We start from the raw sequence: 21,403 nt of genomic DNA, 5'->3' as shown, positions 1-21,403 counted from the left end.
AGACGAGCATGGTCACCAGCCAACTCCTTCATGGTTTCGGTGACTGCACCGGACGGGGCACGGCTTGTGTACTAGGGCCACCAAGCGTGAACAGCACATGAACGTCCAGTCGAGGGCCGGCCGTCCCGGGCCCCAGCGAACAACCCCGATTGAGAAGAAGAGAGCCACTCATGGACTTCCTTCGCCCCGCCAGCTGGGAGGAGGCGCTCGCCGCCAAGGCCGAGCACCCCACGGCTGTACCCATTGCGGGTGGCACCGATGTGATGGTCGAGATCAACTTCGACCACCGTCGGCCGGAGTACCTCCTCGACCTGAACCGCATCGGCGAGCTCAGCGAATGGGAGGTCGGCGAGGAGAAGGTCCTGCTCGGCGCCTCCGTCCCGTACACGGCGATCATGGAGAACCTCCGCACCGAGCTGCCGGGCCTCGCGCTCGCCTCGCACACGGTGGCCTCCCCGCAGATCCGCAACCGCGGCGGCGTCGGCGGCAACCTCGGGACCGCGTCGCCCGCAGGCGACGCCCACCCCGCGCTGCTCTCCGCCGACTGCGAGGTCGAGGTCGAGTCCGTACGCGGAAGCCGCCTCATCCCCATCGACGACTTCTACACCGGCGTGAAGCGCAACGCGCTCGCCGCCGACGAGCTGATCAAGCGCGTCCACATCAAGAAGGCGGACGGGCCGCAGCAGTACTCCAAGGTCGGCACCCGCAACGCCATGGTCATCGCGGTCTGCGCCTTCGGTATCGCGCTGCACCCCGAGACCCGCACGGTCCGCACCGGCATCGGCTCGGCCGCGCCGACCCCGGTCCGGGCGAAGGCCGCCGAGGAGTTCCTGAACGCCGCGCTCGAAGAGGGCGGTTTCTGGGAGAGCCGGAAGATCATCACCCCGTCCATCGCCAAGCAGTTCGCGGTGCTCGCCACCGGCGCTGCCAACCCGATCGACGACGTACGCGGCACGGCGAACTACCGCCGCCACGCCGTCGGCATCATGGCCCGCCGCACGCTCGGCTGGACCTGGGAGTCGTACCGCGGCGAGGGCCGCAGCATTGAGGGAGTGGCGTAATGCGTGTGAACTTCACGGTCAACGGCCGTCAGCAGGAAGCCGACGACGTCTGGGAGGGCGAGTCCCTCCTCTACGTCCTGCGTGAGCGCATGGGCCTCCCCGGTTCCAAGAACGCCTGCGAGCAGGGCGAATGCGGTTCTTGTACGGTCCGGCTCAACGGGACCCCGGTCTGCGCGTGCCTGGTCGCGGCCGGTCAGGCCGAAGGCAGCGAGATCGTCACCGTCGAGGGCCTGGCGGACTACGCCAAGCACCGCGACGAGTCCCACCCGGGTGGCGCCTGCGGCTCCGTCTGCGGCGGCACCAGCCTGCAGGAGGCCCGCCAGTGGCAGGCCAAGGGCACGGACGGCCAGACCGGTGAGGGCGGCGAACTCTCGCCGATCCAGCAGGCGTTCATCGACGCCGGCGCCGTGCAGTGCGGCTTCTGCACCCCCGGTCTCCTCGTCGCGGCCGACGACCTGCTGGAGCGCAACGCCTCGCCGTCGGACGCCGACATCCGTGAGGCACTTTCCGGCAACCTCTGCCGCTGCACCGGTTACGAGAAGATCCTGGACGCGGTCCGCCTGGCGGCCGCCCGTCAGGAAGAGACGGTCTGATCATGGCTGGCAACACCGCACCCCTCCCTACGGGGTCACCCACCAACGTCACCCAGACGCACAACAAGGGCGGCATCGGCGAGTCCACGCTCCGCCCCGACGGCACCCTCAAAGTCACCGGCGAGTTCGCGTACTCCTCGGACATGTGGCACGAGGACATGATCTGGGGTCAGATCCTGCGCTCCACCGTCGCGCACGCCGAGATCGTGTCGATCGACACCTCCGAGGCCCTCGCGATGGACGGCGTCTACGCCGTGCTGACCAGCGACGATCTGCCCGCCGCGAAGAACTACGGCATGGAGTTCCAGGACACCCCGGTCCTCGCCTACGGCAAGGTCCGTCACCACGGTGAGCCGGTCGCCCTCGTGGGCGCCGACCACCCGGAGACCGCTCGCCGCGCCGCCGCGAAGATCGTCGTCGAGTACCGCGAGCTGCCCCTCATCACCGATGAGGCCTCGGCGACCGCCCCCGACGCGATCCTCGTCCACGAGAACCGCGACGACCACCACTCGGGTCACGTCCCGCACCCCAACATCGTGCACCGCCAGCCGATCTTCCGCGGCAACGCGGCCGAGGCAGCCAAGCGGGCCGACGTCATCGTCAAGGGCGAGTACACCTTCGGCATGCAGGACCAGGCCTTCCTCGGCCCCGAGTCCGGTCTCGCCGTGCCGTCCGAGGACGGCGGCGTCGACCTGTACGTGGCCACCCAGTGGCTGCACTCGGACCTCAAGCAGATCGCCCCCTGCCTCGGCCTGCCCGAGGACAAGATCCGCATGACGATGTCCGGCGTCGGCGGCGCGTTCGGCGGCCGCGAGGACATCTCGATGCAGATCCTCGCCTCCGTACTCGCGCTCCGTACGGACAAGCCGGTCAAGATGGTCTACAACCGCTTCGAGTCCTTCTTCGGACACGTCCACCGGCACCCGGCGAAGCTCTACTACGAGCACGGCGCCACCAAGGACGGCAAGATCACGCACATGAAGTGCAAGATCGTGCTCGACGGCGGTGCGTACGCGTCGTCCACGGCTTCGGTCGTCGGCAACGCCGCATCCCTCTCGGTCGGTCCGTACGTCATCGACGACGTCGAGATCGAGGCCATCGGCCTCTACAGCAACAACCCGCCGTGCGGCGCCATGCGCGGATTCGGCGCCGTCCAGGCGTGCTTCGCGTACGAGGCCCAGATGGACAAGGTCGCCGCCAAGCTCGACATGGACCCCGTCGAGTTCCGCCAGCTGAACGCGATGGAGCAGGGCACCATCATGCCGACCGGTCAGCCGGTCGACTCGCCCGCGCCCGTCGCCGAACTGCTGCGCCGCGTCAAGGCCCGCCCGCTGCCGCCCGAGCAGCAGTGGACCACCACCGAGGGCTCCGACGTCCGTGCGCTGCCCGGCGGTCTCTCGAACACCACGCACGGCGAAGGTGTCGTACGCGGTGTCGGCTACGCGGTCGGCATCAAGAACGTCGGCTTCTCCGAGGGCTTCGACGACTACTCGACCGCCAAGATCCGTCTTGAGGTCATCAACGGCGAGGCCGTCGCGCTGGTCCACACGGCCATGGCCGAGGTCGGCCAGGGCGGTGTCACCATCCACGCCCAGATCGCCCGTACGGAGCTCGGCGTCCAGCAGGTCACCATTCACCCCGCCGACACCCAGGTGGGCTCGGCAGGTTCGACCTCCGCGGGCCGTCAGACGTACATGACCGGCGGTGCCATCAAGAACTCCTGCGAACTCGTCCGCGAGAAGGTCCTGGAGATCGGCCGCCGCAAGTTCGGCTCGTACCACCCCGCGTGGGCGAACGCCGAACTCCTCCTGGAGGGCGGCAAGGTCGTCACCGACGGCGGCGAGGTCCTCGCGACCCTCGTCGACGTCCTGGAGGACCAGGCCGTGGAGATCGAGGAGGAGTGGCGCCACCGCCCCACCCAGGCCTTCGACCTCGTCACCGGTCAGGGCAACGGCCATGTGCAGTACGCCTTCGCGGCGCACCGCGCGGTCGTCGAGGTGGACACCGAGCTCGGCCTCGTCAAGGTCGTCGAGCTCGCGGTCGCGCAGGACGTCGGCAAGGCGGTCAACCCGCTCTCCGTCATCGGCCAGATCCAGGGCGGAACCGTCCAGGGCCTGGGCGTCGCGGTGATGGAGGAGATCATCGTCGACCCGAAGACCGCGAAGGTGCGCAACCCCTCCTTCACGGACTACCTGCTCCCCACGATCCTCGACACGCCGACCATCCCGGTCGACTACCTCGAACTGGCCGACCCGAACGCGCCGTACGGCGTACGCGGCATCGGCGAGGCCCCGACCCTCTCGTCCACCCCGGCCGTCCTCGCGGCGATCCGGAACGCGACGGGTCTGGAGCTCAACAAGACCCCGGTACGCCCGGAGCACCTCACCGGCACCTGAGTCTCATCAAGCTCTCCGGGCGGCGCGGGGCGGGAACGTCACACTTCACCCCTCGCGCCGCCCGGAGCCCCAAGTACCGCACCGCTCGCGGTTCTTGCACCACAGCACCACCGCAGCACCACCGCCCCACCCCGTTCGTCTCGGGCCGTCCCCCGGGTCGTGCAGCCAACAGAGCACATCCCAAATTCCGTAGAACGCATGCGGATGCCCCTGTGAACCTTGGGAGTTAGGCATCATGACCCAGCAGTCCACTGAGCCGAAGACCACGGCGGACGACGCCGGCGCGGGAACGCGCCAGCCCGCCGGCAGGTCCTGGCTCGACCGGTACTTCCACATAACCAAAAGAGGGTCCACCGTCGGTCAGGAGGTGCGCGGCGGTGTCACCACCTTCATGGCGATGGCGTACATCGTCCTGCTGAACCCGGTGATCCTCTCCGGCGCCGACGCGACAGGACACCACCTCGACGGCGGCCAGATCACCACGGCCACCGCCCTCGCCGCGGCAGTCACCACCCTCGTGATGGGCTTCGTCGGCAATGTGCCGCTCGCCCTCGCGGCGGGCCTCGGCGTCTCCGCCGTCATGGCCTACCAGGTCGCCCCGGAGATGACCTGGGGCAACGCGATGGCCATGTGCATCATCTACGGCGCCATCATCTGTCTGCTGGTCGTCACCGGCCTGCGCGAACTCATCATGAACGCCATCCCGCTGGCTCTGAAGCACGCCATCACCATGGGAATCGGCCTCTTCGTCTGCCTCATCGGCCTGGTCCAGGCCGGTTTCGTCACCGGCATGAAGGGCCCCGGCGGTCTCTCCGGCGCCAAGCCGCTCCAGCTCGGCACGAGCGACATGCTCACCGGCTGGCCGGTGCTCTGCTTCGGCGTCACCGTGCTGCTGATCTTCGTGCTCCAGGTCCGCAAGGTCCCCGGCGCGATCCTCATCGGCATCGTCGGCGGCACGATCGTCGCGGCCATCGTCCACCAGGCGGCCGGTCTCTCCCAGAAGGACTGGGGTCTCAACGCCCCGGCGCTCAAGGGCTCCATCGTCAGCGCCCCGGACTTCGGTCTCTTCGGCAAGGTCTCCTTCAGCGGCATCGGCGACGTCGGCGGTCTGACCGTCGGAGTGATCGTCTTCACCCTGGTCCTCGCCGGCTTCTTCGACGCGATCGGCACGATCATCGGCGTCGGCCAGCAGGCCAACCTCGTCGACCAGGACGGCAAGATGCCGGGCCTCAACAAGGCCCTGACCATCGACGGTGCCGGCGGCATCATGGGCGGCCTCGCGGGCGCCTCGGGCCAGACGGTCTTCGTCGAGTCCACCGCGGGTGTCGGCGACGGTGCCCGTACCGGCCTCGCCAGTGTCGTCACCGGCCTCGGCTTCGCCCTCTGCCTGGTCTTCACCCCGCTCGCCCAGCTCATCCCGACCCAGGTCGCCGCTGCCGCGCTCGTCGTCATCGGCTCGATGATGCTGACGAACGCCAAGCACATCGACTGGAACGACCAGGCCACCTCCATCCCGGTGTTCCTGACCACCGTTCTGATGCCGTTCGCCTACTCCATCACCGTGGGCATCGCGGCCGGCGTCATCTCCCACGTCCTCATCAAGGCCGCTCAGGGCAAGGTCCGTGAGATCGGCTGGCTGATGTGGGTGCTCGCCGCAGTGTTCCTGGCCTACTTCTGCCTCCACCCCATCGAGAGCTGGCTGGGCGTCTAGCAGGCCCGCCCCCCTCCCCGTATCCCTGAAGGAGACTCGCATGCTGGACATCGCCGAAGAGCTCAACCGGTGGGTCGAGCAGGGACGCACCTTCGCCGTGGCCACCGTGGTGGCCGTCGGCGGCAGCGCGCCCCGCCAGCCCGGTGCCGCGCTCGCCGTCGACTCCGACGGCACGGCGATCGGCTCGGTCTCCGGAGGATGCGTGGAGGGGGCGGTGTACGAACTCTGCAAGCAGGCCCTCGAAGACGGCGAAACCGTGACGGAGCGCTTCGGCTACTCCGACGACGACGCCTTCGCCGTGGGCCTGACCTGCGGGGGGATCATCGACATCCTGGTCACGCCGGTCCGCGCGGACTCTCCCGCGCGTCCGGTGTACGTGAGCGCGCTGGCCGCCGCCGCACGGGGGTCGGCGGCGGCCGTCGCCCGCGTCACGGACGGTCCTGCCGAGCTCATGGGCCGCGCTCTTCTCGTACGGGACGACGACGGGCCCCCCACCGGCACCCTCGGCGGCCACCCCGAACTCGACCGCACGGCGGCGGCCGAGGCCCGCGCCCTGCTGGACGCCGGACGCACCGGCACCGTCACCATCGGCGAGGGCTTCGCCTCGGAGGACGAAAATGGCAGCGAAGGCGGAGCGCAGCGGAGCGGCTCGCGCTGCGGACAGCCGCTCACGCTCCTCGTCGAGTCGAGCGTGCCGCCGCCCCGCATGATCGTCTTCGGCGCCATCGACTTCGCCTCGGCCCTGGTCCGCGTAGGAAAGTTCCTCGGCTACCGCGTCACGGTCTGCGACGCCCGCCCGGTCTTCGCCACCGCCGCACGCTTCCCGGATGCCGACGAGATCGTCGTCGACTGGCCGCACCGCTACCTGGCATCCACCGAGGTCGACAGCCGCACCGTCCTCGCCGTCCTCACCCACGACGCGAAGTTCGACGTGCCGCTCCTCGAACTCGCCCTGAAACTTCCCGTCGCCTACGTCGGCGCGATGGGCTCGCGCCGCACCCACCTCGACCGCAACGCGCGGCTGCGCGAGGTCGGCGTCACCGAGATGGAACTGGCGCGGCTGCGCTCCCCGATCGGCCTCGACCTCGGAGCGCGTACGCCCGAGGAGACCGCCCTGTCCATCGGCGCCGAGATCGTCGCCAACCGTCGGGGCGGCACCGGGATCTCCCTGACCGGGGCCCACACCCCCATCCACCACGACGGCTCGGGCACGGTGGCCGGCCGGATAGGTTCCGTTGCCTGACACTCCGCGGGGTCCGGACTCTTGACGCGCGCATGGCGCTGATCGAGTCTCTGTGGGAGCGCTCCCGCACATCCCTGTGACCCCTGGAGTGAACCCATGACGCGCCTGAGACCTGCCCTGCTCGCCTGCGCCGCACTGGCCGCCGTGCTGGTGCCCGCGCACCCCGCGGCAGCCACCGGAACCCCCGGCCCCCGCCTCTACACCCCGGAAGCCAATCCGGCCGCGTACCGCCAGGCCATCGGCCTGCTCCGTGCCGGTCAGTACCGGGACGCCGCCGGGCTCGTCGCCATGGTCAGCACCCCGCAGGCCGTCTGGTACGGCGACCAGACCCCGGCCGAGGTCGAGCGGCAGGCCCGCGCCGTCGTACGGGACGCGGGCCGCGAGGTCCCCGTCTTCGCCCTCTACAACATCCCCGGCCGCGACTGCTCCAACTACTCGGCGGGCGGCGCCGCGGACACCCCCGCGTACAAGGCCTGGATCGACGCGGTCGCCCGCGGCATCGGCCGCCACGACGCGATGGTCGTCCTCGAACCCGACGCGCTCGCCCTGCTGCCCGCCGACTGCGGCCAGGACGACGCCCAGGGCACGAAGACCGCGGCCCGCTACACCGAGGTGAACTACGCCGTCGACCGGCTCGGCGCTTCGGCCGCCACCAAGGTCTATCTCGACACCGGCCACCCGGGCTGGCACTCGGTCAACGAGATCGTCCCGCGCCTCGTCACAGGAGGCGCCGCCCGCGCCGCCGGCTTCTACACCAACGCCTCCAACTACAACACCGACGACGCCAACGCCTGGTACGGCAAGCTGATCTCCTCCTGCCTCGCCTACGTCGACACCGGCGGCAGCAGCGCCGACTGCCCCAACCAGTACTGGCCGCGCGCCGACGCCCAGACCTGGCTGGATGCCCACGTGCACGCCGATCCGGCCCGGATGAAGCACTTCGTCACCGACACCAGCCGCAACGGCCAGGGCCCGTGGACACCGCCGCCCGGCAAGTACACGGACGCCCAGGACTGGTGCAACCCGCCCGGCCGCGGCCTCGGCGCACGGCCCACGCTGAAGACCGGCGACCCGCTCCAGGACGCCAAGCTGTGGATCAAGACCCCCGGTGAATCGGACGGACTGTGCCTGCGCGGCACGCAGGGGCCCGAGGATCCGGAGCGCGGAACGGTCGATCCGGCGGCGGGGGACTGGTTCCCGGCACAGGCGCTGGAGTTGATACGGGAGGCCAACCCGCCCGTTCTCCCCTAACGGCACGTGGAACGACCTTGAGGAGATTAGCGTCTACCCCGGTGGACCAGAGGTTAATCCCGAGAGGCAGTGGTGAAAATGGCCGTCGACGCATCAAGCGTCACCACCCCGCGAGATCCGGGCGAGGAGCCCGGAAAGCGTGGGTGGCGTGACCGCGGAGGCGACCTCCGGCGTCGTACGACGTCCTGGACGGCCCTGCTGTCCCTGCTGCCCCTCGGGCTCCTCGCTGTCGCCTTCTGGTACGGCCAGTACGTCCGCATCGGCGCCGACGAGTGGTGCTTCGTGCCGCGCGTGCGCGACCACGGTGTGTCCGGGCTCGTCGACCGCTTCTACAACGTCGACAACGGCCGGCTCGCGAACGCCCTGATGGTCGGGGCGTACGCGAAGTTCGGTGTCGCGGGCCACCAGTGGTTCGGCCCGGTCAGCGCCGTGATCATGCTCGCCGCCGTATGGATCCTGACGGTGCTCCTGCTGCGCAGGCTCGGGCAGCGGGTGCCGCTCGGCATCCCGCTGCTGACGGCCCTGATGGTCACGACCGTCTTCTTCTTCGCCGGGGTGAACGTCTACAAGACCTTCTACTGGCCCGCGTCCTCGGTCTCGCACACGATGGCGCCGATCCTGGCCGCCGCGGTGGCGATCCCGCTCCTGGTGGCCCACGGCCGGGCCGGCCGGATCGCGGCCCTGGTGCTCACGGTGGTCGGCGGGGTGTTCATCGGGACGCTCTCCGAGGAGACCTCGATGATCGTCCTGGTGATCGGCGGGACGATCCTCCTCTTCGCCCACCTGTTCTTCTCGGCACGGGTCCGGGGCTACATCCGCACCTGGGCCGGCTGCTACATGGTCGGCATCGCCATCGGCATGGTCATCCTGATGACCTCGCCGGGCTCGGTGAACCGCCGTGAGCGCTACGGCGCCCAGTCCACCACCGAGATGCTCTCCCCGCACAACCTCGTGACCGCGCTCAAGAGCTACGTCCACATCCTGGAGAAGACGCTGCCCACCTGGCAGTACCTGGGAGCGGTCGCGGTGGGCGTGCTGCTGGGGCTGCTGGTACGCGCCACGGGCACCAGGAGCGACGCCCTCAAGCCGGTGCGGCCCGTTGTCGTCGCCGGTCTCGGCGCGCTGGTCTGCGTGGTCTCGGGCTACCTCTGCACGGTGATCACGCTTCCCGTGTTCGGGACACGCGTCACCGTCACCGACCGCAGCTGGAACGACTGGCTGCTGCTCTACATCCTGCTGTTCACCGGCGTCGGCGTCATGCTGGGCCGCGCGCTGCGGCTGCGTACGCAGGGCAAGGGCGCGACCCGGGTGGCCATGCTGGCCGCCGCGGCGGTGTACGCGGGGGTCTGTCTCTCGCTGGTGGCGCCGATGACCGACCTCGGCCACCAGATGCACGTACGGGCGAAGAACTACGACCGCCAGGACGCGTATCTCAAGGAGCAGGCGGCCGAGGGCAAGAAGACCGCCTCATACACCCCGACCCACATCGCCCACATGCTGGAGCCGTTCGGGATGAAGAGCGGCTGGCCGGCGCAGTGCGCCGCCCAGTGGTACCACCTGGACACGCTCACACACGGGAAGCGGATTCCCTGACCTCGGGGTCTTCGAGACCCTCGCTCGCAGTCTGCGGCTGGGCCGTCACCCCTGAGGTGATGGCCCAGCGGGCCAACAGGAACGAGGCGGGCGTGATGAGAACACCGGCGAGGAGCGCGGCGATGTCCTTGTTCATACCCAGCTGACTCACAGCGAGATAGAGCAGGATGCCACTGCCGACGACATTGACGATCCCCGAGAGGGGATAGCGGAGAAAGCCCCGCCACGTCGGCCTGGTGCGGATGGTGATGTACGAGTTGAGCAGGAACGAGCCGATGATGCTGACGATCCAGCCGATCACATGGGCGGCGAGATACGGGATCCAGCGGTTCAGCGGGGCGTAGACCGCGTAGTAGACAGCGGTGTTGGCCAGTCCGATCGCGGCGAAGGTGACGAACTGGCCGAGCGTGCGGGTGCGTGCCGTCAAGACTGCGGCCGTCCCTGGACTGCGGCGGAGGCGAGCCGGGGGGCCGATGTGAAGCTTTCGGCGGTCTCGTCCGTCTCGCGGACCACGTAGTGCGGGCGGCGCTTCGCCTCGTGGTAGATCCGGCCGACGTACTCGCCGACGACGCCGAGCGTCGCGAGCTGGACACCTGCGAGGGCCACGATGGCGCACAGCAGGGTCGCGTAACCCGGGGTGTCGACGCCGTCCATCACACTGCTGACGACGATCCACAGGGCGTAGACCAGGGCGGAGACGAAGAGCCAGAGTCCCGTGTGGATCGCCAGGCGCAGCGGGCGGCTGTTGAAGGAGATCAGCCCGTCGATGCCGTAATTCAGCAGGCGCTTGCCGCCCCACTTCGACTCGCCCGCGGCCCGCTCGACGTTCTGGTACGTGAAGCTGACGGTGTCGAAGCCGATCCAGGAGAAGAGTCCCTTGGAGAAGCGGTTGGACTCCGGGAGCGAGAGGACGGAGTCCACCGCGCGGCGCGACAGCAGCCGGAAATCGCCCGCGCCGTCGATGACTTCGACCTCCATGGCGCGGCGGACCAGGCGGTAGTACGTCTTGCTGAACGCGGAGCGCACGGCGCCCTCGCCGGCCCGGTCGCGCTGGGCGATGACCTGGTCGTACCCGTGCCCGTGCAGTTCGAGCATGCGGGGGATGAGCTCCGGCGGGTGCTGGAGGTCGGCGTCCATGATCACTACGGAATCGCCCTTGGACATCCGCAGCCCCGCGAGCATGCCGGGCTCCTTGCCGAAATTGCGGCTGAAGGAGGTGTAACGCACCCGCGGGTCCGTCTCGGCGAGTGCCCGCAGCAGATCGAGGGTGTTGTCGCTGCTGCCGTCGTCGACGTAGCAGATCTCGAAGGTCTCCCTGGTCGGTTCCAGTGCCGAGATCAGGGCCGCATGGAACGCGTCTATGACCTCCCCCTCGTTGAAGCACGGTACGACGACCGATAGGTAGACCATGTCTCTTCTCACTCCGTGTCTGTATGCGAGTAGCGATGACAAACGTGTGACTCGCATACATGAAGAATGGTTGTGAGGCGATTGGGGTTGCCTGCGTTATCCAAACTTTCCCGGATCGAGGCATTTCCTGCGACCGGGCGGCGCGGACGCCGCCCGGGACGCTCAGCCGGGCAGATGCAGGGTGAAGGCGCCCAGCGACTCCAGTCGGCGCAGGAAGTCCGCTGCGGGGAACGCCTCCGCGGCGCTCATCACGCCGGTCTTCGACGGTCCGTTTCCACTGGTCAGCAGGGTCGCTGCGACCACGGAGGCCAGGGCGCCGACCGACCAGATGTCATGTCCGCGCAGGTGGCCGTTGCGGCCGCCGCCGGAGGCGCCGACGACCTGTACGGCCACCATGAAGTCGGTCCTGGCCCGCTCCTCGGGGGTGGCGTCCTCGCTGCTGAAGATCTGCTCCTCCTCGAAAGTGCTCGATGTGAGTTGCGCCTCAACCGTGCGGGCCGGGATGTGGCGGGGGATCGTCACGATCTCACCGGAGGGGAAGGGGGCGATGACGCTCCGTGGTCCTACCGGCGGCGGGAAGGGGAACACCGCGTTGCGGATCTCCACCGGGCCCACGTGGTGGGCGCCCTCCGTGAAGGTGAGCCGGTCGATCTCGCCGATCAGGAGCTCGGCGGTATTGCGTGCCCCCTTGGTCATGCGCCAGCCGGTCACCGAATAGCCGACGGTCACCCGGTCGGCGTCGGGCATCCCCTCGGCGACCGCGGCGGCGAGCAGATCGCCGAGCCCGCCGTAGAAGCTCATCTGCGGGATCATCACGGCGCCGGTGCGCCCGGCCGTCGCCTGGAGGGTGTCGAAGAGGTTCTTGACGGGGTGCGGCTCGATCGCGTGGTCGATGTAGTGCGTGCCGGCCTCGGCCGCCGCGGTGGCGACCGGCTCGCCGGTGGTGGTGAAGGGTCCGGCGCAGTGGATCACGACGTCGGCGGCCTCGGCGAGGCGGCGCAGAGCCGCCGGGTCGTCGAGGGGTGCGGTCTGTGTGCGTACGAGATCGGGCGAGCCGAGTTCCGCGGCGAGTGCGCGCAGGGCGTCGGCGTTGCGCCCGGCCAGGAGGACGGCCTGGCCCCGGGAGAGGAGTTCGGCGGCGACCAGGCGTCCGGTGTGCCCGGTGGCTCCGTAGACGGCGAAGAGAGGTGCGGTGCTGCTCATGTCCGCTCACTTCCATACCGAAGGTATGTAACCTGGATGGGTAAGTTACGTACCCCCGGTATGAGTGTCAAGGGAAGGTGCGGTGGCGTGATGCGCAGGACCCAGGCGGAGCGCTCGGGCGCCACCACCGCCCAACTGCTCGATGCGGCACGGGAGTTGTTCGGCCGGGACGGATACGCCGCCACGTCCATCGATGCCGTCGCCGCGGCGGCGGGCATGACCAAAGGGGCGGCCTATCACCACTTCCCCGGGAAGGCAGGACTCTTCCGCGCCGTCTTCGTCCTTCAGCAGGAGCGGATGGCCGCGGCTCTCGAAGAGGCCGCCGCGCAGGCACCGGACCCCGGGGCGGCGCTGCGGGCCGGCTGCCTGACCTTCCTGGAACGCTGCCTGGACCCCGACTTCCGGCGGATCGTGCTGCTCGACGGGCCTTCCGTGCTGGGCTGGGAGACCGTCCGCGAGATCGAGTACGCGCATACGCTGCGTGTGCTGCAGGCCGGGATGGCGGTTCTTCACCAGGCGGGGGGCGAGGGCGACGTGGCCGCCCGATGTCAGCTGATCTTCGGGGCGCTCTGCGAGGCGGGCATGCTGCTCGCGAGATCCGAGGACCCCGCGAGAGCACTGCCCGTGATGGCCGCCGAGGCGGAACGGCTCCTGGGACTCAGCCGCTGAGCGCGGCGAGGGCCTCGGTGAGGCGCGGGGCGACCTCGCGCTTCACCCACTCCACATGGGTGGCCGGATATCCGCGCGGGACGACCTCCACCAGCATGATCAGGTAGAGGTAGCTGCGGTAGAGCGCCAGTCTGCGGCGCACGGAGGCGTCGAACACCACGGGCCCGCCCGTTTCCGCGTACCCCGCCAGGAAATCCTTGTCGTCCTCGATGTCCCCGAGGAGGGCGAGCGAGACGAAGTCGGCGACCGCGTCCCCCCAGAACATCCGCTCGCCGTCGATGATGCCGCCGATCCTGCGCGCCCCCGGGGCGCCGTCGACCAGGAGGTTTCCGTCCCAGAGATCGAAGTGCACCAGGACGGGGCGGTCGACCTCGTCGAGCGTGTCCGCGGACGCGGCGAGCGTTTGCCTGATGTGGTCCGCGGGGTGCGGGAGCCAGGAGCCGTAGTCCGCGGCGTCTTCGAGCACGGCGTCCGTCATCGCGGTGAAGGCCTGCCGCCAGGTGGGCGCCGGCGGACCCCAGGGCTCGCCCGGATATCCGAAGGCGGGCCCGGTGACCGTGTGCGCCCGGCCCACCATGCGGCCCAACTCCCTTCGCAGTGGCGCACGTTCGCCGTCCAGGATGGGCCCTGCCTGGTGCCACGGGACACCGGGCAGGGCGCTCATCGCCAGGAAGGGCTCGGCGCCGGCGAACTCCGCCTGGACCACCTCGGGGACCGGCACCTTCACCTCGGCGGCCGCGGTGAAATAGACCGCCTCGCCGCGCAACAGGCCCTGTTCGTAGCGCATTTGGGGTGTACCGGCGGGCGGCGGCACCTTCACCACCCATGCGCTGCCGTCCCGCAGGGTGACCCGGGTGACCGTGTTGTACGTACCGCCCGAGAGCGGTTCGCGGCTCACGACGCTCCCGCCTGCGTGTGCACTTCCTTCGGGGAACAAGCGGACTCCTGTCGGGTCAGGGCGCGGTGACCACCGGCCGCGGCGCGGTCGCCATGCCGCTGCCGATGAAGAAGCTCGGGTGCGGCGGCTGGTTGTACGCGGTGTTCTGCCACGCCAGGGCCGTGCGGTACATGGTGTCGTGGAGGAGCGTAGTGATGCGGGTGCTCGTCTCGTACGGAGTGGAGTAGATCCGCAGCGCGGAATTGTCGGTGGTCGGCCACACCACCTCCTCGCGCCAGTCGCCGAGGATGTCGCCCGACAGCGAAGGGGTGGCCTTGGTGGAGTTGTTGGAGTGCACGCCCGCGCCGGTCAGCAGCCGGGTGTCGGCGCCGGTGCCGTACTTGTCGATGTGGGTGGAGTCGAGGAGCTCGCGGGTGGTGTCCCCGTCCCACCAGGAAAGGAAGTTGGTGCTGGACGGCTTGCGGCCGACGACCGCGCCCGAGGGGCTGCGGATGCCCGACTCGGCCGAGGACCAGGACTCGGCGCCGGGGCTGCCGGACCAGATGTCACCGGAGACGCCCCGCCCGTTGTCGCCGTTGGCGGGCGTCGACCAGAGCACCTGGCCCGTTTTCGCGTCGGCGAACCACGAGGACGGTTTCGAGGAGTCCTCGTCGACCTTGAACTCCTCCAGGCCGGGGCGTGAGGGGTCCAGATCGCCTACGTGCAGGGCGTCGCCGTGGCCGTTCTTCGTGGTCCACAGGGCCGATCCGTCGTCGTTCACGGCCATCGAGCCGTAGACGATCTCGTCCTTGCCGTCCTGGTCCACATCGGCGACCGACAGGCTGTGGTTGCCCTGGCTGTCGTACCCCTTGCCGCTGTTGGTCGAGGAGTTGGTGTCGAAGGTCCAGCGGCGGGTGAAGGCTCCGCCGCGCCAGTCCCAGGCGGCGATCACCGTACGCGTGTAGTAACCGCGCGCCATGATCAGCGAGGGGCGGGCGCCGTCGAGATAGGCCGTACCGGCCAGGAAGCGGTCCACGCGGTTGCCGTAGCTGTCGCCCCAGGAGGAGACGGTGCCGCGCGCCGGGACGTAGTCGACGGTGCCCATCGCGGCGCCCGACTGCCCGTTGAACATGGTCAGATACTCCGGCCCCGACAGGACATAGCCGCTGGAGTTGCGGTGGTCGGCGGAGGCGGAGCCGATGACCTTCCCCGCGCCGTCGACCGATGCGTCGGCGGTCTTCATGGCGACCTCCGCCTTGCCGTCGCCGTCGTAGTCGTACACCTGGAACTGGGTGTAGTGCGCCCCGGAGCGGATGTTGCGGCCGAGGTCGATGCGCCACAGCCGGGTGCCGTCCAGTTTGATGCCGTCGACGATCGTGTTGCCGGTGTAGCCCGACTGGGAGTTGTCCTTGGCGTTCGTCGGCGTCCACTTCAGTACGAAGTCGAGTGCGCCGTCCCCGTCGAGATCGCCGACGCTCGCGTCGTTCGCCTCGTAGGTGTACGCCACCCCGTCCGGGGTCGTGCCACCGGCCGGGGCGGAGATCGGGACGTCCTTGTAGCCCGTACGCAGCTGCACGGCGTGCACCGAGTCGCCCTGCTCGACGCCGTTCACCACGGCGCGCACCGTGTAGTCGGCCTGGGCGGGCGCGCCGGAGTGGAAGTAGTTCGTGGAGCCCGTGACCGGGGCGGAGTTGAGCTTCGTACCCGCCCGGTAGACGTTGAACGCCACGGTGTCGGAGTCGGTGCCCAGCCAGCGCCAGCTGACCAGGTTCCCCGCGTCGGTGTGCACGCTGACCACGCCCCGGTCGAGCGCCTCGACCTGGCGGGCGGTCGCGGCGGACGAGGTGTCGGGCAGGGCGATGAGACCGGCGGCGGCGAGTGTTCCGGCGATGAGTGCTGTCAGCAGTGGGCGCCGTCGGGATCGATGCGAGTACTGCACGGTGAATCCTCCTGCGCGGTCGAAGGCGAGTCGGCGGCATGGCGGAAGGCATGTCCGTGCTGATGTCGCCGCCGGGGCGCGAAAGGTTGCCCTCAACTCCCGCTGTTCCGCGGGGCGTCCGTGGCATCGGCGCCCGTCGTCGCGGGCCAGCGCCAGGCCGCCCAGGTGGCGAGCTCCGCGCGGTCGGCGAGGCCGAGGGTGGCGAGTACGTCACGGATGCGGTCGTCGACGGTGCGCGGATCCAGCCGCAGCCGCTCCGCGATCGCCCGGTCCGTGAGACCGCGGGCGACGTGCTGGGCCACCGAGACCTCTGCGGCGCTCAGCGGCCTGCGGTAGGCGATGGGGGCCGGCGGGGGCGGGGTGAGCGGGGCGTCGAGGGCGTAGGCCACCGCCTCGGGCATGTCCATCCGGGCGCCCTCGGCGAAGGCCAGGCCGAAGGCGTCGGAGCCGAGCTGCTCGCGGGCGGTGGTGGTGGCCTGTGCCCTGATGGCGGCCAGGAAGGGGGCGCCTGCGACGGAGACGGCGTAGGCGTGGCGCAAGTGGTCGGCGGATCCCAGCAGATGGGCCGAGAGGTCCGCTTCGAGGAGGGAGGCCTGCAGACCGGCGAGTACTTCGAGCGCGACGGCCATGCCGATCACGTCGTGGAAGGTGTGCTGGACCCACAGGGCGTCACGGGTGCGGGCGACCGCGGCGGAGAAGCGGCCCTTGGCGCGGTCGGCCTGCGCCAGCAGCCAGTCGATGTGCGAGCGCATCCAGATCTCGCCGGACGCGGTGCACAGGGAGCGGGCCTCGGTCAGGATCGACACGGCCCGGTCGGTGCGGGCGCGGGCCAGCCAGGCCGCTGCCAGCAGGGTGCGGGCCGGGACGGGGCCGGGGTTGAGCGAGGTGTGCGGACCGTGCTGGGCCACGGCCCGGTCGAGCAGGGTGATGGCGCCGTCCCAGTCGCCGCGGAGAAAGGCGACCAGGCCCAGCCACTGCAGGGCGAAGGCGGCGGCCTCCGGATCGTCGCGTGCGGCCGCAGCGGCTGCGGCCTCCTCCAGATACGGGGTGGCGCCGGCCGCGTCGACCTGGACGCCGGCGATCCAGCCGCAGGTCCACAGGGCTCTCGTACGCTCACGGCAGGGCTCGACGTCCAGGCGCAGGGCCCGGTCGAGATAGAGGCGGCCCTCGCGCAGCCGCCCGCAGGCGACCCACATGAACCACATCCGGGCGGCGAGTTCCAGGGCTTGTCTGCCGCGTCCCGGGTGGGTGAGGAGGTGCTCGATGGCGGCCCTGACGTGCGGGTGCTCGGCGGTCATCCTGGTGTACCAGGCGGGCTGGCCGGGGCCCGACCAGGCGGCCTCCGCCTGGCGGGCGAGGCGCAGATAGAACGCCGCGTGCCGGTCCGCGATCCGGTCCTCGTCGGCGAGCTCCCGCAGCCAGGTGCGTCCGTACTCCCGCACGGTGTCCAGCATCCGGAAGCGGGCGTGCTCGCCGGTGCCGTCCTGGATCAGGATCGACTTGCAGGCCAGTTCCCGCAGTACGCCGGAGACGTCCTGCTGCGGGAGGTCGGCGTCCGAGCAGATCGCCTCGGCCGCTTCCAGGTCGAAGGAGGAGGTGAAGACGGACAGCCTGGCCCAGAGCAACCGCTCGGCGGGCGTGCACAGTTCATGGCTCCAGCCGATCGCCGCGCGCAGGGTGTGATGGCGCGGGGGAGCGCCGCGGCTGTGGTGGGACAGGAGCCGGAAGCGGTCCTGGAGCATGGCATCTATCTGCTCCACGGAGAGCAGGCGCAGCCGGGCCGCGGCGAGTTCGATGGCCAGCGGAATTCCCTCCAGGCGCGCACAGAGGGTTCGTACGGCTTCCAGCTGGTCCGCGGGGGGTACGACGTCGGAACTCTTGGCCGCCGCCCGGTCCATGAACAGCCTTACGGCGTCGTCGAGTTCACCATTGTGTGCGAACGGGGCGAGCGGCAGGAGGTGTTCGCCGGGCAGGGTGAGCGGCTGCCGGCTGGTGGACAGGATGCGCAGACCCGGTACGGCCGCTGTCAGGGCGGCGGCGAGCGCGGAGGTGCCGGTGACCAGACGTTCGCAGCCGTCCAGGATCAGCAGCAGCCGCTTGCCGGTGAGGGCGTCGGCCAGGATCTCGACGAGCGGACGCAGGGCCTGTTCCCGCAGCCCCAGGGCATCGGCGACGGCGCGCGGCACCAGCTCCTCGGTGTGCAGTTCGGCCAGTTCCACCAGCCAGATCCCGTCCGGGAAACGGTCCTGGACGGCGAGCGCCGCCTGGACCGCGAGCCGGGTCTTGCCCACCCCGCCGACCCCGGTGACGGTGACCAGGGGCCGGATCCGCAGGGCGCGGCCGATCGTCCCGATCTCCGTTTCGCGGCCGATGAACGTGGAGAACCGGGCAGGCAAGTTCCCCTTGGGGCAAGGGACTTGATCACTCACGCGACAGCCTCCAGCCGACTGCGGCGACTTCCGTTCCCAGCGTAGCCCCGTGCGTGCGGCCTTGAGACCGGGGGTTCGGCGGGCGGAGGTTCAGAGGTCGAATGCCTCCTCGATCTCGCGCAGGCGCGCGCGGGCCACGGCCAGGGCGGCACTGTTGCGGTCGAGTACGAGATAGATGAAGACCCCCTGCAGCTTGCGCTGCGACAGCGGATGAATGAGGTGGTACTCGTCGGTGAGCGTGACCAGGATGTCCTGCAGATCGCCGGGCGGATAGCCGAGCACGGACAGCGCGTGGAACTTGGCCCGGATCACATCGGTGTCGACCTCCCCGACCTTGTGCAGATCGAGTTCCGTGCCGTTGCCCTGGACGCCGAGGGTGACCCGGCTGAGGTAGTCCACGACGACGGCTCCCAGCGCCCCTCTGATCCTCATGACCTCGGTCAGGACCTGCTGGACCTGCTCCATGCCGCCCTCCCGGGGCTGCCGCGGACGGGGTGGGGGCCGCTTCCCCCAGTGTCACCGCAGTCGGTGACACTTCCAAGCCCCGGGAGGAGATGCGCGTGCCGGGGGAATCAGAGCCAGTCGCGCTTCTTGAAGATGAAGTACAGGCTCACGCAGACCAGTGCCATCAGGCCGATCGCGAAGGGGTAGCCGAACCTCCAGCCCAGCTCCGGCATGTTCTCGAAGTTCATGCCGTAGATCGTTCCCACCAGGGTGGGGGCGAAGAGGATGGCGGCCCAGGAGGAGATCTTCTTGATCTCCTCGTTCTGCTGGAAACCGGCCTCCGCCAGGGCCCGCATCTCCGCGTTCTGCTGCTGGGTGACGAGCGTTGCGTTGACCGTGAGGATCTCGGTCAGGGCCTGGCGGAAGCCGTCCACGCGTTCGCTGGTGTGCGTGACGTGGTCGGCGACATCGCGCAGATAGCGCTGCAGTTCCTCGTCCGTGCCGTACTTGGCGAATCCGGCCATCAGCGCGTGCAGCATCCCCACCAGGGGGCGGGTCGCGCGCTGGAACTCCACAATTTCCCGGGAGAGTTCGTAGATACGGCGTGAAACTTCGGGGTCGCCGCTGAAGACCTCGGTCTCGATCTCGTCCACGTCGATCTGTACGCCCGTCACCACCGGTGCGTACCCGTCGACGACCGCGTCGAGGATCGCGTACAGCGCGGCTTCCGGTCCCAGGGCAAGGAGTTGGGGCGTCTCCTCCATCCGCTTGCGTACGGCGGAGAGGTCGGGGGCCGCGCCGTGGCGGACCGTGATGAGGAAGTCCCTGCCGAGGAACACGTGCAGTTCGCCGAAGTCGACCTCCTCCTGGGCGTCCAGATAGCGGGCGGCGCGCAGTACGACGAAGAGCGTGTCGCCGTAGCGCTCCAGTTTGGGGCGCTGATGGGCCTCCAGGGCGTCTTCTACGGCGAGCGGGTGGAGGTCGAACTCGGCGGCCAGGGAGAGGAGTTCGGGTTCGGTGGGGCGATGGAGGCCGATCCAGGCCATGCCGTCCGGGTGCCGGCGCAGCTGGCGGAAGGTGTCGGCGAGCGAGTCGGGGGTCGAGACGCGGCGGCCGTCGCGGTAGAGCGCGGCGTGGACGACGCTTCCGTTGTCGTTCGGCGCGGGGGCCGGCGTCTCGGGTGACGGCGCGGTGGCCGGCGGGAGCGGCCGGGTCGTGGGCGGCGGGGGCCGGTGGCGCCAAGGGGGCCTGCGCATCGCTGCTGCTCCTCCCGGCTCGGGTCGCCTCGTACGTGCGTCCGGTCTGATCGTGCTCCGGGACAGGATATACGCCCCATATCGCCTTGGCGGGGTGGAGAGATTTCTTCGATGAGGACAGAAGGTGTCCGCGAGGGTGGATAACGTGCCAGTCATGGACACGATGAGCACCCGCGCCCTCAATCGCGCCACCCTCCAGCGGCAGCTCCTGCTGAGCCGTGCCGCGATGTCCGCCGAGGACGCCGTCGCGCACCTGCTCGGTCTGCAGGCGCAGAACGTCAGGCCGCCGTACTACGCCCTCTGGTCGAGGCTCGACGGTTTCCGGCCCGAGGAGCTCTCCACGCTGCTCGAGGAGCGCGGAGCCGTCCGGATGGTGACCATGCGTTCCACCATTCATCTGCACACCGCCGACGACGCCCTCACCCTGCGGCCGCTGGTCCAGGGGGCCCGCGACCGAGAGCTGAAGATATTCCGCACGGGCCTCGTCGGGGTCGGAATCGAGCGGCTCGGGGAGCTCTCGCGGGCGCTCGTCGAGGAGCGCCCCCGCACCATGAAGGAGATCAGGGAGGCGTTGCTCCAGGAGTGGCCGGACGCCGACCCGATGTCCCTCTCTGTCGCCGCCCGGTGCACCCTTCCCCTCGTCCAGGTCACGCCGCGCGGGCTCTGGGGGAAGAGCGGCCAGGTCGCGCTCACCACCATCGAGCACTGGCTGGGGCGCAAGCCCGAAGACGTACCCGCGCCCGACGAGACCGTGCTGCGCTATCTCGGCGCCTTCGGGCCCGCGTCGGTGAAGGACATGCAGACCTGGGCCGGGCTGACCCGGCTGAAGGAGGTCTTCGAGCGGCTGCGGCCTCAGCTCGTCACGTTCCGGGACGAGGAGAGCGGAGTCGAGCTCTTCGATCTGCCCGACGCGCCCAGGCCCGACGCGGACACCCCCGCCCCGCCCCGGTTCCTCCCCGAGTTCGACAATCTGCTGCTCTCGCACGCCGACCGGTCGCGGATGGGCCCGGCCGAGTACAAGGGCCGTACCTGGAAAGGGAATCAGGCCTACTGCGTCTTCCTGCTCGACGGGTTCCTCGCCGGGGTGTGGCGGCTCAAGGAGGGGAAGGGCGCCGCGCATCTGGAGATCGAACCGTTCGGGAAGCCGACGCGCGCCGAGCGGGCCGCGCTGGCCGAGGAGGGGGAGCGGCTGCTCGCCTCCATGACAGGCGCCGCCGAACGCGAGGTGCGCTTCGTGGACTTCACGGCGCAGTGACGTCGCGGCGCAGCATGTCGTTGGCAGCCACCGACAGAGCTCCCCGGCGCCGCACTTTGACGTGCCGTTGACG

Annotated in this window: 17 protein-coding genes; 9 read left to right on the top strand and 8 right to left on the bottom strand. The window is 69.8% G+C overall.

Going from position 1 to position 21,403, the window contains the following annotated elements; translation table 11 throughout:
* Positions 1-170: 170 nt before the first annotated feature.
* The 7 genes from AB0H78_RS07375 to AB0H78_RS07345 all read left to right on the top strand — a co-directional run bounded on the left by AB0H78_RS07375 (position 171) and on the right by AB0H78_RS07345 (position 9,848).
* A complete protein-coding gene (locus AB0H78_RS07375) occupies positions 171-1,061 on the top strand; it encodes an FAD binding domain-containing protein (protein ID WP_363233291.1) in 891 nt (296 codons plus the stop codon).
* Complete coding sequence (locus AB0H78_RS07370; protein WP_363233290.1) at positions 1,061-1,654, top strand: (2Fe-2S)-binding protein; 594 nt, start codon at positions 1,061-1,063, stop codon at positions 1,652-1,654. The genes AB0H78_RS07375 and AB0H78_RS07370 overlap by 1 nt, the downstream gene beginning before the upstream one ends.
* A gap of 2 nt (positions 1,655-1,656) precedes the next feature.
* Positions 1,657-4,050 (top strand): molybdopterin cofactor-binding domain-containing protein, encoded by a 2,394-nt coding sequence (locus AB0H78_RS07365; protein WP_363233289.1) that lies wholly within the window; start codon positions 1,657-1,659, stop codon positions 4,048-4,050.
* Between the two features lie 235 nt (positions 4,051-4,285).
* Positions 4,286-5,761, top strand: a complete 1,476-nt coding sequence (locus tag AB0H78_RS07360; RefSeq protein WP_363233288.1) for an NCS2 family permease — start codon at positions 4,286-4,288, stop codon at positions 5,759-5,761.
* 40 nt (positions 5,762-5,801) lie between these two features.
* Entirely contained in the window at positions 5,802-7,004 is a 1,203-nt protein-coding gene (locus AB0H78_RS07355; RefSeq protein ID WP_363233287.1) for an XdhC/CoxI family protein, read from the top strand.
* Positions 7,005-7,100: 96 nt separating this feature from the next.
* Positions 7,101-8,255 (top strand): glycoside hydrolase family 6 protein, encoded by a 1,155-nt coding sequence (locus AB0H78_RS07350; RefSeq protein ID WP_363233286.1) that lies wholly within the window; start codon positions 7,101-7,103, stop codon positions 8,253-8,255.
* 78 nt (positions 8,256-8,333) lie between these two features.
* Positions 8,334-9,848, top strand: a complete 1,515-nt coding sequence (locus tag AB0H78_RS07345) for a DUF6056 family protein (RefSeq protein WP_363233285.1) — start codon at positions 8,334-8,336, stop codon at positions 9,846-9,848.
* On the opposite strand, the gene AB0H78_RS07340 is transcribed toward AB0H78_RS07345, so the two are convergent.
* The 3 genes from AB0H78_RS07340 to AB0H78_RS07330 all read right to left on the bottom strand — a co-directional run bounded on the left by AB0H78_RS07340 (position 9,823) and on the right by AB0H78_RS07330 (position 12,461).
* The gene (locus AB0H78_RS07340; RefSeq protein WP_363233284.1) at positions 9,823-10,275 is read right to left on the bottom strand and encodes a GtrA family protein; all 453 of its coding nucleotides are present in this window, start codon (positions 10,273-10,275) and stop codon (positions 9,823-9,825) included. The genes AB0H78_RS07345 and AB0H78_RS07340 overlap by 26 nt on opposite strands.
* Positions 10,272-11,258, bottom strand: coding sequence for a glycosyltransferase family 2 protein (locus AB0H78_RS07335; RefSeq protein WP_363233283.1), 987 nt, complete (start codon positions 11,256-11,258; stop codon positions 10,272-10,274). The genes AB0H78_RS07340 and AB0H78_RS07335 overlap by 4 nt, the downstream gene beginning before the upstream one ends.
* Positions 11,259-11,420: 162 nt before the next feature.
* Positions 11,421-12,461: a saccharopine dehydrogenase NADP-binding domain-containing protein gene (locus tag AB0H78_RS07330; RefSeq protein WP_363233282.1), complete on the bottom strand. Its 1,041-nt coding sequence runs from the start codon at positions 12,459-12,461 to the stop codon at positions 11,421-11,423.
* A gap of 90 nt (positions 12,462-12,551) precedes the next feature.
* Here AB0H78_RS07330 and AB0H78_RS07325 point away from each other — a divergent pair, with 90 nt between their 5' ends.
* Complete coding sequence (locus AB0H78_RS07325; RefSeq protein WP_363233281.1) at positions 12,552-13,130, top strand: helix-turn-helix domain-containing protein; 579 nt, start codon at positions 12,552-12,554, stop codon at positions 13,128-13,130.
* Here the strand turns inward: AB0H78_RS07325 and AB0H78_RS07320 are convergent.
* From AB0H78_RS07320 to AB0H78_RS07300, 5 genes are all read right to left on the bottom strand, one after another.
* The gene (locus AB0H78_RS07320; RefSeq protein ID WP_363233280.1) at positions 13,120-14,028 is read right to left on the bottom strand and encodes an aminoglycoside phosphotransferase family protein; all 909 of its coding nucleotides are present in this window, start codon (positions 14,026-14,028) and stop codon (positions 13,120-13,122) included. The two genes, AB0H78_RS07325 and AB0H78_RS07320, sit on opposite strands and share 11 nt — an antisense overlap.
* A 55-nt stretch (positions 14,029-14,083) precedes the next feature.
* The gene (locus tag AB0H78_RS07315) at positions 14,084-15,946 is read right to left on the bottom strand and encodes a rhamnogalacturonan lyase (RefSeq protein WP_363233279.1); all 1,863 of its coding nucleotides are present in this window, start codon (positions 15,944-15,946) and stop codon (positions 14,084-14,086) included.
* Positions 15,947-16,038: 92 nt separating this feature from the next.
* The gene (locus tag AB0H78_RS07310; protein ID WP_363233278.1) at positions 16,039-18,342 is read right to left on the bottom strand and encodes an NB-ARC domain-containing protein; all 2,304 of its coding nucleotides are present in this window, start codon (positions 18,340-18,342) and stop codon (positions 16,039-16,041) included.
* 123 nt (positions 18,343-18,465) lie between these two features.
* Positions 18,466-18,840, bottom strand: a complete 375-nt coding sequence (locus AB0H78_RS07305) for a hypothetical protein (RefSeq protein ID WP_363233277.1) — start codon at positions 18,838-18,840, stop codon at positions 18,466-18,468.
* A gap of 107 nt (positions 18,841-18,947) precedes the next feature.
* Entirely contained in the window at positions 18,948-20,075 is a 1,128-nt protein-coding gene (locus AB0H78_RS07300) for a magnesium and cobalt transport protein CorA (protein ID WP_363233276.1), read from the bottom strand.
* 154 nt (positions 20,076-20,229) lie between these two features.
* Between AB0H78_RS07300 and AB0H78_RS07295 the strand changes: the two genes are divergently transcribed.
* On the top strand, positions 20,230-21,330 hold the full coding sequence (locus AB0H78_RS07295; protein ID WP_363233275.1) for a winged helix DNA-binding domain-containing protein: 1,101 nt from the start codon (positions 20,230-20,232) through the stop codon (positions 21,328-21,330).
* The last annotated feature ends 73 nt before the right edge of the window (positions 21,331-21,403 follow it).

This window comes from Streptomyces sp. NPDC050738 (assembly GCF_040654175.1).
In the GTDB taxonomy this organism is placed as follows: Bacteria; Actinomycetota; Actinomycetes; order Streptomycetales; family Streptomycetaceae; genus Streptomyces.
Note: the sequence above shows the minus strand (reverse complement) of the source record. Positions and strands in the feature narration are given on the sequence as shown.

Coding starts and splice junctions, on each gene's coding strand:
- AB0H78_RS07375 (WP_363233291.1), top strand. CDS start 171: ATGGACTTCCTTCGCCCCGCCAGCTGGGAGGAGGCGCTCGCCGCCAAG.
- AB0H78_RS07370 (WP_363233290.1), top strand. CDS start 1,061: ATGCGTGTGAACTTCACGGTCAACGGCCGTCAGCAGGAAGCCGACGAC.
- AB0H78_RS07365 (WP_363233289.1), top strand. CDS start 1,657: ATGGCTGGCAACACCGCACCCCTCCCTACGGGGTCACCCACCAACGTC.
- AB0H78_RS07360 (WP_363233288.1), top strand. CDS start 4,286: ATGACCCAGCAGTCCACTGAGCCGAAGACCACGGCGGACGACGCCGGC.
- AB0H78_RS07355 (WP_363233287.1), top strand. CDS start 5,802: ATGCTGGACATCGCCGAAGAGCTCAACCGGTGGGTCGAGCAGGGACGC.
- AB0H78_RS07350 (WP_363233286.1), top strand. CDS start 7,101: ATGACGCGCCTGAGACCTGCCCTGCTCGCCTGCGCCGCACTGGCCGCC.
- AB0H78_RS07345 (WP_363233285.1), top strand. CDS start 8,334: ATGGCCGTCGACGCATCAAGCGTCACCACCCCGCGAGATCCGGGCGAG.
- AB0H78_RS07335 (WP_363233283.1), bottom strand. CDS start 11,258: ATGGTCTACCTATCGGTCGTCGTACCGTGCTTCAACGAGGGGGAGGTC.
- AB0H78_RS07330 (WP_363233282.1), bottom strand. CDS start 12,461: ATGAGCAGCACCGCACCTCTCTTCGCCGTCTACGGAGCCACCGGGCAC.
- AB0H78_RS07325 (WP_363233281.1), top strand. CDS start 12,552: ATGCGCAGGACCCAGGCGGAGCGCTCGGGCGCCACCACCGCCCAACTG.
- AB0H78_RS07305 (WP_363233277.1), bottom strand. CDS start 18,840: ATGGAGCAGGTCCAGCAGGTCCTGACCGAGGTCATGAGGATCAGAGGG.
- AB0H78_RS07300 (WP_363233276.1), bottom strand. CDS start 20,075: ATGCGCAGGCCCCCTTGGCGCCACCGGCCCCCGCCGCCCACGACCCGG.
- AB0H78_RS07295 (WP_363233275.1), top strand. CDS start 20,230: ATGGACACGATGAGCACCCGCGCCCTCAATCGCGCCACCCTCCAGCGG.